This is a genomic window from Clostridium sp. B9 (genome assembly GCF_050509515.1).
In the GTDB taxonomy this organism is placed as follows: Bacteria; Bacillota; Clostridia; order Clostridiales; family Clostridiaceae; genus Sarcina.
Map to the genome: position 1 here is coordinate 970,753 of NZ_JBNWKA010000003.1, position 17,451 is coordinate 988,203.

15 protein-coding genes are annotated in these 17,451 nt (G+C 29.3%); 11 read left to right on the plus strand and 4 right to left on the minus strand.

Annotated features, from left to right (window positions below; translation table 11 throughout):
- Nucleotides 1-238 precede the first annotated feature (238 nt).
- The 4 genes from ACQZHJ_RS04335 to ACQZHJ_RS04350 all read left to right on the plus strand — a co-directional run bounded on the left by ACQZHJ_RS04335 (nt 239) and on the right by ACQZHJ_RS04350 (nt 5,016).
- Nucleotides 239-1,027: a hypothetical protein gene (locus tag ACQZHJ_RS04335; protein ID WP_430484313.1), complete on the plus strand. Its 789-nt coding sequence runs from the start codon at nt 239-241 to the stop codon at nt 1,025-1,027.
- A 27-nt stretch (nt 1,028-1,054) separates the two neighbouring features.
- The gene (locus tag ACQZHJ_RS04340) at nt 1,055-2,170 is read left to right on the plus strand and encodes an AAA family ATPase (RefSeq protein WP_430484314.1); all 1,116 of its coding nucleotides are present in this window, start codon (nt 1,055-1,057) and stop codon (nt 2,168-2,170) included.
- Nucleotides 2,171-2,185: 15 nt separating this feature from the next.
- On the plus strand, nt 2,186-3,523 hold the full coding sequence (locus ACQZHJ_RS04345; RefSeq protein ID WP_430484315.1) for a vWA domain-containing protein: 1,338 nt from the start codon (nt 2,186-2,188) through the stop codon (nt 3,521-3,523).
- 110 nt (nt 3,524-3,633) lie between these two features.
- Entirely contained in the window at nt 3,634-5,016 is a 1,383-nt protein-coding gene (locus tag ACQZHJ_RS04350) for a polysaccharide deacetylase family protein (protein ID WP_430484316.1), read from the plus strand.
- A 163-nt stretch (nt 5,017-5,179) separates the two neighbouring features.
- Here the strand turns inward: ACQZHJ_RS04350 and ACQZHJ_RS04355 are convergent, their stop codons facing one another.
- Nucleotides 5,180-5,956, minus strand: coding sequence for a DeoR/GlpR family DNA-binding transcription regulator (locus tag ACQZHJ_RS04355; RefSeq protein WP_430484317.1), 777 nt, complete (start codon nt 5,954-5,956; stop codon nt 5,180-5,182).
- Nucleotides 5,957-6,353: 397 nt separating this feature from the next.
- Between ACQZHJ_RS04355 and ulaG the strand changes: the two genes are divergently transcribed.
- The 7 genes from ulaG (at nt 6,354) to ACQZHJ_RS04390 (ending at nt 12,793) form a co-directional block, all read left to right on the plus strand.
- Entirely contained in the window at nt 6,354-7,418 is a 1,065-nt protein-coding gene (gene ulaG, locus ACQZHJ_RS04360; protein ID WP_430484318.1) for an L-ascorbate 6-phosphate lactonase, read from the plus strand.
- A 23-nt stretch (nt 7,419-7,441) separates the two neighbouring features.
- Nucleotides 7,442-7,876, plus strand: coding sequence for a PTS sugar transporter subunit IIA (locus ACQZHJ_RS04365; RefSeq protein ID WP_430484319.1), 435 nt, complete (start codon nt 7,442-7,444; stop codon nt 7,874-7,876).
- A 199-nt stretch (nt 7,877-8,075) separates the two neighbouring features.
- Complete coding sequence (locus ACQZHJ_RS04370; RefSeq protein WP_430484320.1) at nt 8,076-9,542, plus strand: PTS ascorbate transporter subunit IIC; 1,467 nt, start codon at nt 8,076-8,078, stop codon at nt 9,540-9,542.
- 107 nt (nt 9,543-9,649) lie between these two features.
- Nucleotides 9,650-9,940: a PTS sugar transporter subunit IIB gene (locus ACQZHJ_RS04375; RefSeq protein ID WP_430484321.1), complete on the plus strand. Its 291-nt coding sequence runs from the start codon at nt 9,650-9,652 to the stop codon at nt 9,938-9,940.
- A gap of 100 nt (nt 9,941-10,040) precedes the next feature.
- A complete protein-coding gene (locus ACQZHJ_RS04380) occupies nt 10,041-11,075 on the plus strand; it encodes a hypothetical protein (RefSeq protein WP_430484322.1) in 1,035 nt (344 codons plus the stop codon).
- A 151-nt stretch (nt 11,076-11,226) separates the two neighbouring features.
- On the plus strand, nt 11,227-11,925 hold the full coding sequence (gene araD, locus ACQZHJ_RS04385; protein ID WP_430484323.1) for an L-ribulose-5-phosphate 4-epimerase: 699 nt from the start codon (nt 11,227-11,229) through the stop codon (nt 11,923-11,925).
- Between the two features lie 19 nt (nt 11,926-11,944).
- Complete coding sequence (locus tag ACQZHJ_RS04390; protein ID WP_430484324.1) at nt 11,945-12,793, plus strand: L-ribulose-5-phosphate 3-epimerase; 849 nt, start codon at nt 11,945-11,947, stop codon at nt 12,791-12,793.
- Nucleotides 12,794-12,909: 116 nt separating this feature from the next.
- Here ACQZHJ_RS04390 and ACQZHJ_RS04395 read toward each other — a convergent pair whose 3' ends face one another.
- From ACQZHJ_RS04395 to ACQZHJ_RS04405, 3 genes are all read right to left on the minus strand, one after another.
- The gene (locus ACQZHJ_RS04395) at nt 12,910-13,710 is read right to left on the minus strand and encodes a tetratricopeptide repeat protein (protein ID WP_430484325.1); all 801 of its coding nucleotides are present in this window, start codon (nt 13,708-13,710) and stop codon (nt 12,910-12,912) included.
- Between the two features lie 461 nt (nt 13,711-14,171).
- A complete protein-coding gene (locus ACQZHJ_RS04400) occupies nt 14,172-15,482 on the minus strand; it encodes an alpha-L-fucosidase (protein ID WP_430484326.1) in 1,311 nt (436 codons plus the stop codon).
- Between the two features lie 170 nt (nt 15,483-15,652).
- The gene (locus ACQZHJ_RS04405; protein ID WP_430484327.1) at nt 15,653-17,335 is read right to left on the minus strand and encodes a PTS transporter subunit EIIC; all 1,683 of its coding nucleotides are present in this window, start codon (nt 17,333-17,335) and stop codon (nt 15,653-15,655) included.
- Nucleotides 17,336-17,451: the final 116 nt, after the last annotated feature.

The following is a 17,451-nucleotide window of genomic DNA, read 5'->3' on the forward strand; positions in this document are numbered from 1 at the left end:
GAATACCGTCCTTAAAATTAAGGCGGTATTTTTATGTATAAAAGGGGTTTATTATTAATAATAATTATTATATAATAAATAGTGTTAAATATGATTTTATAAAACATATTGTAATAATTTTATTTTTTTAGATGATTTGTATATAAGTACGTAAAAAATAAAGGCTTTAATTTATAAGATTATTGAAGAGTGTAAAGCTAATACTTAAATATATAAATTAGAATTAAGGATGTGTATTATGAGTAACATAGATAAATTAGAACTAAAAAAGAAGGTTATGGAAAATCCTTTATATATAAGAGAAATTGAAAATCCATCAGAGGAAATTCAGTTAGAAGCAGTTAAGAAAAATCCTTTTACAATCCAATACATTGAAAATCAATGTGAAAAAGTTAAGGAAGAGGCTGTTAGAAGAAATCCAGGAACTATAGAATACGTTAAAGAACCTTCAGAGGAACTTTGTATATTAGCGGTTAAATCATTATGGAATTCATTAAAGCTTATCAAAGAACCAACAGAAAAAGTTATAGAAGAAGCTATAAAAACAAAAGGATGGGCAATTCAATTTGTTAAAAATCCTTCAGAAAAATTAAAGCAAATGGCTGTTGATAGAGATTATGATTCTATAAAGTATATTGAAGAACCATCACCAGAGGTTCAACTTATAGCAGTAAAGAATCACTGGTCAGCAATAAAGTTTGTTAAAGAACCAACTTTAGAAGCGATGAGAGAAGCTGTTAAAGAAGATGCTGAAGCGATAAACTTCTTACCTAATTACACATATGAAGATTTAGAAACATTTATAGGAGATAACATAAATGTAGTTAAATATCTTTATGAAAGCTTAGATATTGATATGGTTATTGATATCTTAATGAAAAAGGTAAATGAAGAGGATATTAATGAAAAATATCTTTTAGATTTCTTAGATTTAGAAGTTTTAGAGATGAATAAGGTAGAGTTTGTTAAAGAGTATGGAAGTAAAAAGGCAAAAGTAATATTAGTAGACAGTATGTTATCAATATAAACTAGAGAGAAAGAAGGTACGACTAAAGTGGATTTTAAAGAGGCATTAAGCACAGTTAATTTAGTTCTTATGACAGGGGAAGTACCACTTTTAATAGGGGAAAGTGGTATAGGTAAAACTTCTTTAGCAAGAGAACTTTGTAGAATAAACAATTATCATTTAGTAACTATAGATGGAAATCTTCTTAAAGAAGGAGAAATTGGTGGACTACCAATGGTTGAAAAGAAAGATGTGGTTTGCAGTGGACAAAAGATACAAAGAAGCGTAACAAGATATGCAACACATGTTAAGCTTATGGAAATAGATTATTGTTTAGAAAGAGGAGAAAGAGTTTTACTATTCATAGATGAGTTAAATAGGTGTGAACATGCAGTTCAACAAGAGCTTATGAATCTTATCTTAAATAGAGAGATAAATGGGTATAAGTTAAGTGAAGATGTTTATATACTTGCAGCTATGAACCCATCAAATAAGTATGACAACTATGAGGATAGTGATTATCAAGTTGTTGAGATGGACCCAGCACAGGAAGATAGGTTTGTGTGGATTGACATAAGCTCTAATTTAAAGCAATGGATGAGTTGGGCCATGGGAGAAGGAAATATACATGAGCATATAATTGAGTTCTTATCAACTTTTCCAGAGTACTTCCACACTCCGAACTCATTAGAGACTATAAAGGCGACTCCAAGAAGCTGGGAGAGGGTTTCTAAGGCTTATAAAGTTTATTTACAAAATAAAAAGAACTTCTCTAAGGAAATACTTTATAGTGCTTTAAAAGGGAACGTAGGTTCAACTATAGCACAAGAATTTATATCATATATAAATACATTAAATAAACCAATGATTTCAAATGAAGAAATATTTGAAAGTAAGGTTTTAGGATTCAATGTAAGAGAAAGAATAATGAGTGAAAATCACTCAAGAATGTATATTATAGCAAAGAGTGCATTACACTACCTTGAGGCTTTAGATAAATATGATGAAGAACTTGGAGTATTCTCAGATTTGTTAAGCTGTTATCCAAAGGATTTAAGACTTGGAATAATGAAGGAGATAAAAAGCGACCATTCAAGGGAGCTTTACAATAAATTATTACAGGAAGATAAGTTCTTGGAGGCATTCTTTGATATATATAGCTAGGTGGTGAAAAATCTTATGGATTTTGAAAGAACTAGAAGGAAGCTTCTTAATGAAGTTATAGAAGCAGAATATGAAAATAGAGAGTTAACTGAAGATTTTAATAGAGAGTTTTGGAATCTTATAGAGAAGGTTATAATTTCATTTTATGATAAAGAAAATGCTTTTTTTGGTCAGTTTCTTATTCATGTTAAAAGAATAATAAGAATAGATATAAAGTGGCCTATAGCAACCAAGCCAGAGGTAGGTCACTTTACAATGGCATTTAATCCAAGAATAATACTAGAGTGTGATTTAAAGGAGATGCAAGCTCTCTTAAAACATGAGGTATATCATATAATGATGTCTCATTATGAGAGGGAAAAAGCTTTAAGTAGAAAATATTCTAAGCTTGCAGTAAGTATAGCTATGGATATAGCTATAAATCAGTATATTAAGAATTTGCCAGCATATAGCAAGAGATTAGACTATGTTAATTTAGAATATAATATAGATTTAAAAGCGGATATGCCAATGGAGAAGTATGCTGAGGAAATCCAAAAGGCTATAGAAAGAAGAAAGAAGTATGGAATATTAGATAAAGATGGAGAAGCAGGAGATTTAGTAGATCAAGGAGAGTCTCATGAAGTTTGGGAAGAGGTTTCTGTAAGTTTAGATAGCCTTGAAGGTACAACTAAAAAAACTGCAATAAATGCTTATAAAGGTAAAGCGCCTAAGGATTTAGAGAAAATAATACTTCTTATGAAAGAAAAACCAGAAATTAAATGGAGTGAATTTTTAAAGAATATACTTCCTACAACTAGGGGGAGCTATAGAAAAACTATTACAAGAAAAGATAGAAGGCTTCCAGATAGGTTGGATTTAAGAGGAAAACTTCCAAATTCAGTTCCAAAGATATTAATAGCAATAGACGTTTCAGCATCTATTTCTGATAAAGAATTTGAAAATATAATAGTTGAAGTTTTAGGAATAGTTAAAAATAAAAGTGCTGAAATAAAGGTTATTGAATGTGATGATGAGATAAGAAGAGTTTATGACCTTAAAGGGATAAAGGATATAAAGCCAAGAAGTAAAAAGAATGGATCAACAAAATTCTCACCAGTGTTTAGATATATTAAAGAAAACAATATGAGAAATCATATATTAGTTTATTTTACAGATGGTGTAGGAGAGAAGGAATTAGAAGTTAGACCTATAAATTATAGAACACTTTGGGTTCTTACTGGAGAAGATAAATTAAGCTTAGATAGACCATTTGGAAGTGTTAAGCGTATAGCTAAAAATGATGGTGATGGATACACATTAATGGATGGATTACAAGAAATGAAAGACAATCTTCATGACTGGGCAAGATAAATATAGCACATATTGATTTTTTTAATAGTCAATATGTGCTATTATTGTTTTTAAGTAACAATAAATGATAGCTAAAAGTTTTAATATATTTTAATTTAAGAGGTGTACAAGTGAAGAAAAAGATATTTGCTCTAATTGGTATTGTTTTTTTAGTAGCTATTTTAGTAATAGTATTTAAAATATGGAGGTTTAGAGGGTATTCTATTACTGATATAAGAGTTGATGATAATAAATTAAGTTATAATTCTAATATTAAAAGAAAAGAAAGAGAGTATATTAAGATAGATGGAGAAAAAAATAGAGACATAACTAAGGTTGATGGATTAAATATTTTCATGAATAATAATAAAATTAATTTAAAGAGTAATATTTATGAAAAAAACTTAAGATATTATATTGCTTTAGAGGATGCAATAAATTTAGGACAAGCCATGCAAGAAAATAATAAGTTTTTAAATAAGACTAATGGAAATTATATAGATTTAGACAATAAAAAGATTTACATAAACAATAAATTATTAAGCCTTAGAGGTGAAATATTAGAAATAAATAATGAAAAGTACATATCTATAAATGATTTAAATGAGATTTTAAATTTGAAAGATGATTGGTATAAAGAAAGTAAGTCTATATATCTATTTAATGAAAAGGATAATATCATAAAGCCTGATTATAAGGTGGATAATGGTAAAGCTGCATTGATAAGAATAGAAGATGTGTCAGCAGGAGGCGTATTTTCTAAAGATAATAATATGGAGAAAATGAAGTATTTAGGAGATTATTTTAAAGCGAATAATATTGCTTTCCACATAGCTTGGATACCTAGGTATATAAATCCTAAAGAAAATATTGATAATGATTTATTAAAAAATAATGATTTTGAGAATGTTCATTTTATAAATATGCTAGATTATTTAATAAATAGAGGAGCAGTAGTTGGATTGCATGGGTATACACATCAACATAACAAAGAAATAAGTGGAGTTGGTGTTGAACTAAAATGGAATGTTAATAGTAATAGGAAGAATGTCTTAAATGTTATAAATTCAGCTTTAAAGACAGCTAATACATTAAATATACCTATAGGATTTTTTGAAAGTCCTCATTATAAAGCTGATAGAGGACAACAAAAAATAATAGAAAACTATTTTCCAATAATGTTTGAGCCATATGCAGGATATTGGAATTTAAACCCTTTAATAAGTTTAAGTAATAGATCAACATTATATGTGCCGGCTCCATTAGGCTATGTTAAAGATGATGGACAGACTGTTGCCAATAGAATAGAGAGTTATAGTAATGAAATATTAACAGCATTTTTTATACATCCATATAAGTTCTTGGGAAGTATAAAAGATGAAAAAAGTATTTCTAATAAAGAGCAAATATATGGATTTTCTGAGGATTCTCCTATAATAAAAATACTTTCAGCATTGAAGGAAAGAGGATGTAGAACTATAACTGTTGACGAATTAAACAATCAAGTTAAATAAGTTTAAAATGATTATGGCTATTGGGATAACATAATAAGGGTGTGAAAGTGAAAAATATTACTGGAAAACTATGATTATATTTAATTTCATAGCTTCTCCAGTAATATTTTTTGTTATTTTAGATTTTATATAATTTGTTGATTTTATTAAATATAAAATTACCTTATGCAAAGATTATTTTAACTCCAGCATCTTCAAGCTCTTTGATTTCTTTTTCTTTTGAACCTTTATTAGTAATTAAATGATTAACTTTTGAAATATCTCCACTAGAAAAATTATGATGAATTCCAACTTTTGAGTTGTCAGCTAGTATAAAGGTTGGTCCATTACAGTTTTCTAACATTTTCATATTAACTGTTGTTTCTTGTAAAACTGATGTGCTTATACCAGTATTAGCGTTTATACCGCTAACTCCCATGAAACATTTTGTAGCAGTTATTTTTGAAATTATTTGAGTAGCTATATCGCCAACCATTGATTGTTTTCTTCCGTAAACTTCTCCACCAGTAAGTATTACTTCAACTCTAGGGGATAAGTCCATTCCAAGTATTTTTCCGTTATTTGTTATAACCAAAACTCGTTTATCTTCTATATATTCTAAAACTTTTATGGCTGTTGAACTAGAATTTATGAAAATACTATCTCCATCCTCTATAAATTCTGCAGCTTTTTTTGCTATTGATGATTTTATCTGATCTATTTCTTCAGTGCTTTCTTTAAAATAAGGGTCTTCATTTAGAGCGCCTTCTATAAGTTCAGCACCTCCGTATTTTCTTCTTATGACTCCTTCTTTCTCGAGATTTTGAAAATCTCTTCTTATAGTAATATTTGATGTATTTAATAGGGTTGCTAAATCTTCAGTCTTAGCAAATTTGTGATCCTTTAGGTATTTTAATATTGCTTGTTGTCTTTTAAAAACAAATCCTTTTGCATTTTTCATTATAACGCCTCCTTATAAATTTATTGATTTGTAAAAACTATGATAATTAATATCACTTAATACTGTATCTATTTCAACGACTATTATAAATCTAAAATTATAATTTATGTTAAAATTTCTAAATCTTTTAAAAATATCTAATAATATAACATAAATTACTTTGTATAATAATTGTACATAAAAGGTATTAATAAATCAATAAAATAACTATAAAACGAACAAAAAGAACATAAAATGGAGTTTTGAAGTGTGATTTTTAATAAAAAGTTCAAAAAAATATGAAAAACATTCAAAAAATACTTGCAAAGAAAACAATTACAATATATAATTTAGTCATAAGGTGATTGAAGGAACTTAATAAACGTTCAAAACGATCAAAGGTATGGAGGGATAAATTATGAGTACAGTAAATGAAATAACAAGAGAATCATGGATATTAAATACATTTCCAGAATGGGGAACTTGGTTAAATGAAGAAATAGAAAATGAAATTGTTAAACCTGGAACATTTTCAATGTGGTGGTTAGGATGTACAGGCATTTGGGTAAAAACTCAAGGAAATACTAACATATGTATAGACTTCTGGTGTGGAAGTGGTAAGAAAACTAAAAAGAATCCTTACATAAATCCAGAACATCAAATGGCAAGAATGTGTGGAGGTAAGAAATTACAACCTAATTTAAGAGTAGCACCATTTGTTTTAGATCCATTTGCTATAAAAAATGTTGATGCAATAATATCAACACATGATCATAATGATCATATAGATATAAATGTTGCTGCAGCAGTACTTAAAAACTGTTCACCAGATGTTCCATTTATAGGACCTCAAGCTTGTGTAGATAAATGGGTTGGTTGGGGAGTACCTAAAGAAAGATGTATAGTTGTTAAACCTGGAGATGTAGTAAAGATAAAAGACATTGAATTACATGCCTTAGAATCTTTTGATAGAACAGCATTAATAACAGCACCTCCTGAAGGAGATTTAAGAGGAAAAATGCCAGTGGACATGGACTACAAGGCTGTAAATTACTTAATTCAAACTCCTGGCGGAAATCTATATCATAGTGGAGATTCACATTATTCAAATTACTATGCTAAGCATGGAAATGATTATAAGATAGATGTTGCACTTGGTTCATATGGAGAAAATCCAAGGGGAATTACAGATAAAATGACTTCAGTTGATATTTTAAGAATGGCAGAAGCTTTAAACACACAGGTTGTTATACCATTCCATCATGATATATGGTCAAACTTCCAAGCTGATACACATGAAATATTAGCATTATACGACATGAAAAAATACAGATTACAATATAAATTTAAACCATTCATATGGCAAGTAGGTGGAAAATTTACATTCCCAACAGATAAGGATAATAGAGAGTACCATTATCCAAGAGGATTTGATGATTGCTTCTCAGTAGATATAAACTTACCATATAATTCATTCCTATAAGATTAAAGGTGGAGGGTATTGATATGCTAAAAGAATTAATAGAAAAAGGAAGATATTCTTTCCACGAAGGTTTTGATAATTGGGAGGATGCAGTGAAAGCTGCATGTGCTCCTTTAGAAAATGAAAAAGCCATCGAGAAAGAATATGCAGATTTAATAATAAAAAGTATAAAAAAACATGGACCATATATAGTAATTGCTCCAAAGATAGCAATACCACATGCACAAGAGGGATATGGAGTTAATGAAACTGCTATATGTTTTATGAAAACGAATACTCCTGTGAGTTTTGGAGAGGGTGAAGAGTATGATGCTCAGCTGTTCTTCGTTTTAGCATCAGTAGATAATGATGTTCATCTACAAAACCTTACAAGAATGGTAGAACTTATTTCTAATGAAGAAACAGTAGACAAGCTTCTACAGGCTAATTCAGTTGAAGATCTTAAAAAATTAATATAGAGATTAGAAAAATAAGATTCTAAAGCTTCTACAGTGCTTTAGTATAGAGGATGCCTAAAGTGCTGTGGAATCTATAAATACATAATAAAACTAGAGGAATTTAGCTAAGTCAAGTTATCAATTAAACAGTAATAATAAATGTCATTTTAACAAGTTCTTAAAAGTGAATAATAAAAGGGATAATGGGAGGAGAAATATTATGGATTTTATAATCTACATTTGGGAGTTTTTCCAGAATAACATTCTAACAAAACCTGCATTTTTTATTGGATTTATAGTTCTTATTGGTTACTTACTACTTAAAAGACCTTTCTATGATGCTTTAGCAGGATTTATAAAAGCAACAGTTGGTTATTTAATTTTAAACGTTGCAGCAGGTGGACTTGTTAGTAACTTCCGTCCAATACTTGCAGGTCTTAAAGATAGGTTTAATCTACAGGCAGCAGTTATAGATCCTTATTTTGGACAAACTGCAGCACAAGAGGCAATAGGAAGTATAGGTAAGTCATTCTCAATGATGATGGTAGTTTTACTTATAGCATTCTTATTCAATTTAGTACTTGTATTACTTAGAAAATTTACAAAAGTTCGTACAGTATTTATTACTGGTCATGTAATGGTGCAACAATCAGCTACAGCTTTATGGTTAGTATTCTATTGTTTCCCAAGTTTAAGTAATATGGGTGTAGTAGTAATGCTAGGATTATTACTAGGAACATATTGGGCAGTATTTTCAAATCTTACTGTTGAACCATGCCAAGATCTTACTGAGGGTGGTGGATTTGCAATTGGACACCAACAAATGCTTGGTGTTTGGATAACAGATAAGATTGCAGGAAAAATAGGAAATAGCAAGAAGAGTATTGAAGATTTAGAGCTTCCTGGATTTTTATCTATATTTAGTGATAACGTTGTAGCAACTGGTATATTAATGACTGTATTCTTTGGAATAATCATGGGAATACTTGGACCAGATTTAATGCATACAATTGATAAAGGATTTAATCAAAATACAAACTTCTTATTCTATATATTAGAAAAATCACTTAATTTCGCAGTGTACTTAAGTATATTACAAATGGGTGTTAGGATGTTCGTTTCAGAACTTACTGAGTCATTCCAAGGTATTTCAAATAAAATACTTCCAGGTTCAGTCCCTGCTGTAGACTGTGCAGCTACTTATGGATTTGGACATCCAAATGCAGTAACAATTGGATTCTTATTTGGAGCTTTAGGACAATTCCTAGCAATTATAGGACTTGTAGTATTCCAAAGCCCAGTTTTAATAATAAGTGGATTCGTACCTCTATTCTTTGATAATGCTACTTTCGCAGTATTTGCTAATAGAAAAGGTGGATTAAAAGCAGCAATGATAATTCCTTTTGTATCTGGTATTATTCAGGTTTTAGGTGGAGCATTTGCAGCTTATTACTTCGGATTAGCTCAGTTTGGAGGATGGCATGGAAACTTTGACTGGGATACATTATGGCCTGTAATTGGAGTATTAATGGATAAATTCGCTTATATAGGAGTAATAATAGCAATCGTAGGTATGCTTTTAATACCTCAAATTCAATACTTTAAAAATAAAAAAGGTTACTTCAAATTAGTTGAAGACTATGAAGGATACCTAGAAGACAAAGAGCAAGAAGCAGTTCAAAATTAGTTTTAAATTAATACCTAGTTAGGATTTGATTCTAACTAGGTAAAATGAAATAAATAAAATTTAAAATATGTAAGTAAAAGAATGGTGTAATTTAGGAGGAGATATTTATGTTAAAAGTAATAGCAGCATGTGGAAATGGAATGGGATCAAGCCAAATTATAAAAATGAAAATAGAGAAGATTTTTAAGAAGTTAAATATTCCAGTATCAATTCATCATACAAGTATAGGAGCAGCAAAAACAGAGGCTTCAAGTTATGACGTAGTATTTTGTTCAGAAGCTTTAAAAGGAAACTTTGATAAAGCAAAAGCTTCAGGAACTACAGTTATAGGGCTTAAAAACCTTTTATCAGAAAAAGAAATAGAAGAGAAAATAATTGAGAATATAGTTAATAAATAAATATAAATTTTAAGTAGTACTTATCTTTTAGTAGTCTAGGGGATAGGTACTATGTCATAAATAGGACTTATTTTGAAATTTATGAGTGGAGGAAATTAAGATGAAAATAGAAAAGAAATTTTTAACTGACTTACATAGATGTTATGCAACTAGCAGTACAGTAATTGATGGAGATAGAAAGATACTTATAGCAACAGAAGGGGAAGGCCCTTGTTTCATGTATGAAGGAGAAGGATTCAAACAGTCAACTGTATGGGATGGTCCTGGCGGAACTATGTCTATAATACCTATACCAGGAAAAAATGGAGACTTTCTTGCAGTTCAAAGATTTTTCCCAACATTTCAATCAGAGGATGCTGAAATAGTATGGGGTAAATATGTTGATGGTAAGTGGGAGATTAAAACATTATTTAAATTACCATATTTACATCGTTTTGATATATTAGAGGCCAATGGAAAATTATACTTCTTAGGCGCTGTTCTATGTAATAGTAAGGAGTTTAAGGATGATTGGAGTGACCCAGGTAAAATCTATGCTGGAGAAATTCCAGAAGATTTAAATATTCCTATAGAGCTTAGAGTTATAAAAGAAGGGTTAACTAAAAATCATGGATATTGCAGAGCTGAGCATGATGGAAAAATGATTGGTCTTGTAACTTCACAAGAGGGAGTATTTAGAGTAACACCACCTCAAAAGGAAAATGAAGAGTGGAAAGTTGAGAAGATAATGGATAGACCAACAAGTGATGTAGCTGTCGTGGATATAGATGAGGATGGAGAAGATGAATTAGTTACAATTGAGGAATTCCATGGAAAATACTTCAGAATAAATAAGAAATATGGAGATGAATATAAGGTTATTTATGAATATCCAAAAGAAATGGATTTTGGACATGTTGTTTGGGGTGGAAAGTTAAGAGGCGTTCCAACTATTATTGGTGGATATAGAAGATGTGATAAAGATTTATTCTACATTCAATGTACTGATAAAGAAAATTTGAAATTTGATACAGTAGTTATTGAATCTGGCGTTGGACCAAGTAATGTAGCGGTTATAAATGAAGAGGATAGAGATATTATAATATCTGCTAATAGAGAATTAGGACAAGCAGCTTTATACATTGTAACAGAGTAATATATTTTTTTTGAGAATTAAAGAGTATTGATTTAGTTAGTTTTATTAGGTGAAAGCATTTATTCTAAGTTAGTGATATTAAAAGAATAATATAAATTAATACTCAATTAAATAAAAGGGTAGTTAATATATTTTAAGGAGGTTTTTATATATGTTAGAAAACTTAAAAAAAGAAGTTTATGAGGCTAATATGCTTCTTCCAAAATATAATTTAGTAACTTTCACTTGGGGAAATGTATCTGCTATAGATAGGGAAAAAGGCCTTGTAGTAATTAAGCCATCTGGAGTGGAATACGATGTAATGAAACCAGAAGATATGGTTGTAGTTGATTTAGAGGGAAATATAATCGAAGGCAAATATAAGCCTTCATCAGATACAGATACTCACTTAAAACTTTATAAAGCTTTTGAGAATATAGGGGGAGTGGTTCATACTCATTCAAGATGGGCAACAATATTTGCACAAGCAGGAAGAGGAATAAAACCATATGGAACAACTCAAGCAGATTATTTTGCAGATGAGATCCCTTGTACTAGAGATATGACAAAGGAAGAAATTGAGGAAAATTATGAATACAATACTGGAGTAGTAATAGTTGAGAGATTTAAACATATAAATCCAGATCATATACCTGCAGTACTTGTTAAAAATCATGGTCCATTTACTTGGGGAAAAGATGCACATGAAGCAGTTCATAATGCTGTAGTCTTAGAAGAAGTAGCAATGATGGCGTATAACACAGAAATATTAGCAAATCAAAAGGTAAATAGTATGTCAGATGATTTATTAAATAAACATTTTTCAAGAAAACATGGACCAAATGCTTATTATGGACAAACAGGAGCATAAAATAAGAGGAGTGAGTTTTATGAAAGAGTACTTTGTAGGTTTATATGAGAAAGCAATGCCAAATACACTTACATGGAGAGAAAAACTTCAATGTGCAAAAGAAAATAATTTTGATTTTGTAGAAATTAGTATAGATGAGAGTGATGAAAAGTTAAAAAGGCTAGATATGACTAAGGAAGAAAGAGAAGTTCTTGTTAAACTTATGTATGAAGTTGGAGTTCCAATAAGAACTATGTGTTTAAGTGGGCATAGAAAGTATCCTATTGGAAGTGAAGATGAAGTTACAAGAAATCGTGGAATGAAAATTATGGAGAAGGCTATTGAATTAGCGGATGATTTAGGCATAAGAATAATCCAGTTAGCTGGATATGATGTTTATTATGAGGAAGGCAATGAAAATACAAGAGCTTTATTTTATGAAAATCTAAAAAAAGCAACAGAAATGGCAGCAAGGTCAGGAATATTATTGGCTTTTGAAACAATGGAAACAGAGTTTATGAATACTGTAGAAAAAGCCATGAACTATGTAAATAGGATAGACTCACCATATTTAGGAGTATATCCTGATTGTGGTAATATAACTAATGCAGCTAATATTTATAAAAAGGATGTTATTGAAGATTTAAAAATTGGAGAAGGTCATGTCATGGCTGTACACCTTAAAGAAACAGTTCCAGGAAAATTTAGAGAGATTCCTTTTGGAACAGGACATGTAGATTTTGAGAAAATAATAAAAACATCCTTTGATATGGGAGTAAGAAGATTTGTAACAGAGTTTTGGTACACAGGCTTTGGAGATTATAGAAAAGATATCAAAGAGGCTAGAGAGTTTATGGAAGATAAATTTCAAAAGGCCTTATGTAAATAATATAGTGATTTAAGGTGATATTTATAATACATAACTTAAAACAAAAGGATTATATCAATGACCATATAACGACGGTCTAGATATAATCCTTTTTTATTAAAACGAAAAGCTATTAATTAAAGCTTTAATTCAGCTATTGTTTCTCTTATAGTATCTTTCTTTAATTCAGATAAATAAGACTCTTTTTTTGTTAAGGCTTTATCTAAATATTCTAAAGCACCTTCTACGTTACCTTCATCTTTTAATATTAATCCATAGAAATAATATGGTTCAGGCATACTAGGTTCTTGCTCAAGAAGTTTATTATAAATTTCTTTTGCTTTTTCCTTATCGCCAGTAAAATAATATGATTGTGCTAAGTTATCCATGATAACTGAGTTATCCGCATCATATTCATAAGCTAAAAGATTATACTTTAATGCTTCATTATAATCCTTATCTAAAACTAAGAAGTATCCTAATGTTTCATAAACAGTAGTATTTTCATATTCAGTATGAAGAGTTTTTAGCTTTTCTATAGCTTCTTTTAAGTTGCCATTTTTCCAAGTTATAAGTGATTCTGTCATTGTATAAGATGCTCTTAATCTTTCAGGTAGCTTTTCATAGTCTATAGCAGCTAAAAGCTTAGAGGCTTCTTCAAGATTTCCTAAATAAAGAGTAAGATAAGCATACTGTAGCTTAATGCTATCACTAACATTTTTATATGAGCAAGATTTTCTGTAAAGCTCTAAAGCTTTCTCTCTTTCTCCATTTTTAAATGCTAAGTTACCTTTATAAGCTAAAAGGTAAGGCTTTTTCTTGTTGTATTTGTAAAAAGCATATATTGCTACAACAACAAGAGCTAATATGTATTGTTTCATCATTACAAGCACAAAAGCAAGTAATAAAGTGAAAATAAAGTCATAAGCTGTATTCATCCTATTGTTCCTCCAGTAAATACAATTTGTTGTAATTCTATTATAAGATTAATTTTAATGGAATTTTATTCTTAATACAACTTTACTTATACTAAGTATAAAAAATGTTCTAAATTACTTGAGTTTATACATTTTATAAAGTATATATTTGACAATAAAATTATTTATGAAAATAATATAATATTCATGAATTTGTTAATTTCTCTAAGAATAAAATGTTAAATATATTATTAAAATTTGAAAAAAGAGATGGGAATATACGCAATAAGGATATACATTAAACAGCAGCTAAATTATTTTTAGATAAAGACTTTGAAGATATGATTTAATAAATAGGATTTATTTTAAGAAAGTGCTGATTTTAATTAACATTTCAGACCTACTCAATTAAGAAAATCTTGTAGTTTTATCTAAAATCAGCACTAATTTAACAAAGCTTTTATACAATTTAATAAATTATTTTATCCTATATATGCACCTATATGATTGATCATAGGTGGATTTTTATATTTAGTAAATGAAATCTTTATTTTATCAGTTTTAATATTATTAAGTTTAGCTATATGTCTATATCCTATAGAAGAACCATTATAAAGTTCAAACCATCCATTGCTATAAGCATATACTTTAAATTCTTCAACATTTTGACCTTCAGCAATCCATTCTCTTATTTCCAAGATATTGAATTCTTTAGTGCCATTAAAGTCTATTTCTATATATGGATTATAAGCATTTTCATTAGCTATCCAATAAGATTTTTTATAATCATCTATAAGATTGTAGCTATCACTAGATGATGAATTAGTTGCTAAAATAGAAGAACCTTTAATTAAATTCTCAGCAAATGTATCTTTCATATATTTAGAGAATTCTGAAAGAGTTGTAACATCATTACCACTAAGCATTCCATTAACATCTGGAGTTAAAACTAAAATTAGGTTTGTGTTTCTTCCTAAGGAGTTACGACAAACATGTTTTAATACTTCAACAGAGTCTTTTTCGCTACTTATGCAATCAGCTAAAGAGTAGATACTTTCTCCAACAATCCAAGTATCACCATTAATGTTTCCATTTCTAACATCTTCATCATTAGAATTTTCTTTTAATACATTTAACTCAATAGAAGAGTAGAATGAACTCTTAACAGCCTCAACATTAGAATAATAAGTATATCTAACATCAGGTCCTATTGGACTAGAAACCATACATTTAGGGTTTATTTCTTTAACAAGTTTAAAATAACTTTCAAAATTAAGCTCAGAATAAGATTCATCTAGGGAAGTCTTGTCCATAATAATCTCAGATATAGGAGCATAATTAGTCATAAGTTCCTTTATTTGTGCTAAATAATAATTATTATATTCTTCAGGAGTACAATTTAATTTGAGATAATCTTTTAATGTAAGATGTATTCCAAATTTAAGACCAAACTTCTTACATGATTTACTAACTTTTTTTACTAAATCTTCATCGAATTTTTCTAAAGATGAATCATTTATATTAACTTTTGGACAGTTACTATTCCATAAACATAAACCATTATTAAGTTTAGCTGGTAAAATAACTTTTTTAAATCCGAATTTGAATAAATTTTCTGCCCAGTTATCTGTGTTAAATGAAGTATATTCTTTTAATAAAGAAGGAGCTTCATCACTATCATCACAATTAGCTGTAAATGTATTCAAGCTAAGGTCTAAAAAAGCAATTAGTTCATCTTCTTGGTATTTTCTTTGTTCTTTAGTTGGAGTTAGGTTAATTAAGGTTGTATTCATTATCTCTCCTCCTCAAAATAAAGCATTTATTAAATTATAATACTTATTTTATACATAAACAACCATAAAAGGTAAAAAAAGTAAAATAAAATAAATTTGTATTAAAAAAGTTATAGCTAGTAAATTTATTTTACCAGCTATAACTCATATTAAAATATTATTTATGATTATTAATCAATACCTAAAATTTCTTTTATTTCATTTTTATAAGCATCGGCTTTAGCACCAAAGATAGCTTGAATTCCATTACCAACTTCAACAACACCAGCAGCACCTAAATCTTTTAATGTAGTTTTATTAACTTTAGACTTATCTTTAACTTCAACTCTAAGTCTAGTAATACACGCATCAACACTTACAATGTTTTCTTCGCCACCTAGTGCAGCTAAAACAAGTGGTGCATTATCTTGAATTTCATTACCACTATTAGAAGCATTTCCTTTTTGAGAATTTGGTGAAATACCTTTAGCTTCTTGGAATTCTTGTTTACTATGTAATTTAACTTCTTCATTTTCATCTCTACCAGGAGTTTTTAAGTTAAACTTTTTGATTAGGAAAGTGAATAGGAAGTAGTAAATTACTGCGTAAATTAAACCAATTATTACAATCCAGAACCAGTGTGTTGGAACTCCAGCACCTGCTGGTAATAAACCAAATAATGAGAAATCTATAAATCCACCTGAGAATGTCATACCAACAAATACATTTAATATATCCATTAGCATGAATGATAAACCAGCTAATACACAGTGAACAGCATATAAGCCAGGAGCAACGAATAAGAATGTAAATTCAAGTGGCTCTGTAATACCTGTTAAGAATGAAGTAACAGCAGCTGATATCATAAGTGACGCTACTAACTTTTTCTTGCTAGGTGCAGCACATTTATACATAGCAAAGGCAGCAGCAGGTAAACCAAACATCATGAATGGGAATTTACCGGCCATAAATCTAGTAGTTCCAGAAACTACTTGAGACATAGTTTGTTGGCTAGCACCAACTAAGTCTGACATACTTGATAATTGAGCAAAGTATGCAGTATTAGCTCCATCGATTATAGTGTGAGCTCCATTTATAATAACATCAGCTTGTACAAATGATCCAAACCAGAATGGAGTATAGAATACGTGATGTAACCCAAATGGAATAAGTGCTCTTTCAATAACTCCATAGAAGAATGTTCCAATGAATCCAGCTTCATTAACTAATCTAGCTAATACCATGATTCCATCTTGAACAAATGGCCAAATGAATGCTAAAGCACCACCAACTAAAGCCATTACTAATGCAGTTATTATAGGAACAAATCTAGCTCCTGAGAAGAAACCTATAACTGCTGGTAATTGAATTTTATAATATTTATTATGTAATATAGAAGTAATAATACCTGTTATGATACCACCAAATACTGACATGTTAAGAGTGAAAATACCAAGGTTAGTTGTAACATAAGTACCATAATTACCAACGTTATCAGGAGTTAATACACCAAGTTGAGTAACACCTAATGCTAAAAGTGTAGAGATAACTTGGTTCATTACTAAGAAACCAAATATTGAAGCAAGACCAGCAGTTCCTTTATCTTTATTAGCAAGTCCTACTGCAACACCTACAGCGAATAAGACTGGAAGGTTTGCAAAAATTATATCACCAATATTTTTCATAACAGTTAAAATAGCTGTTACTGCAGGAATCGTTATGAATGAAATTAAAGGTTCATAAATAGCTGGCGGATTATCTAAAGTAGCAATACCCAATAAGGCTCCACCAACCCCAAGTAAAATACCGGCAATAGGTAATGCTGCAATTGGAAGCATAATAGCTTTACCTATTCTTTGAAGTTTTTGTAACATAATAAGTCCTCCTCATTTTATTAATATAATTTAATAATTATTAGTAAGGATTAAATTATATCTTGTCAGTAAAAAATAAAAAAAGACTTAAATGAAACCTATAGAATATAAGAAAG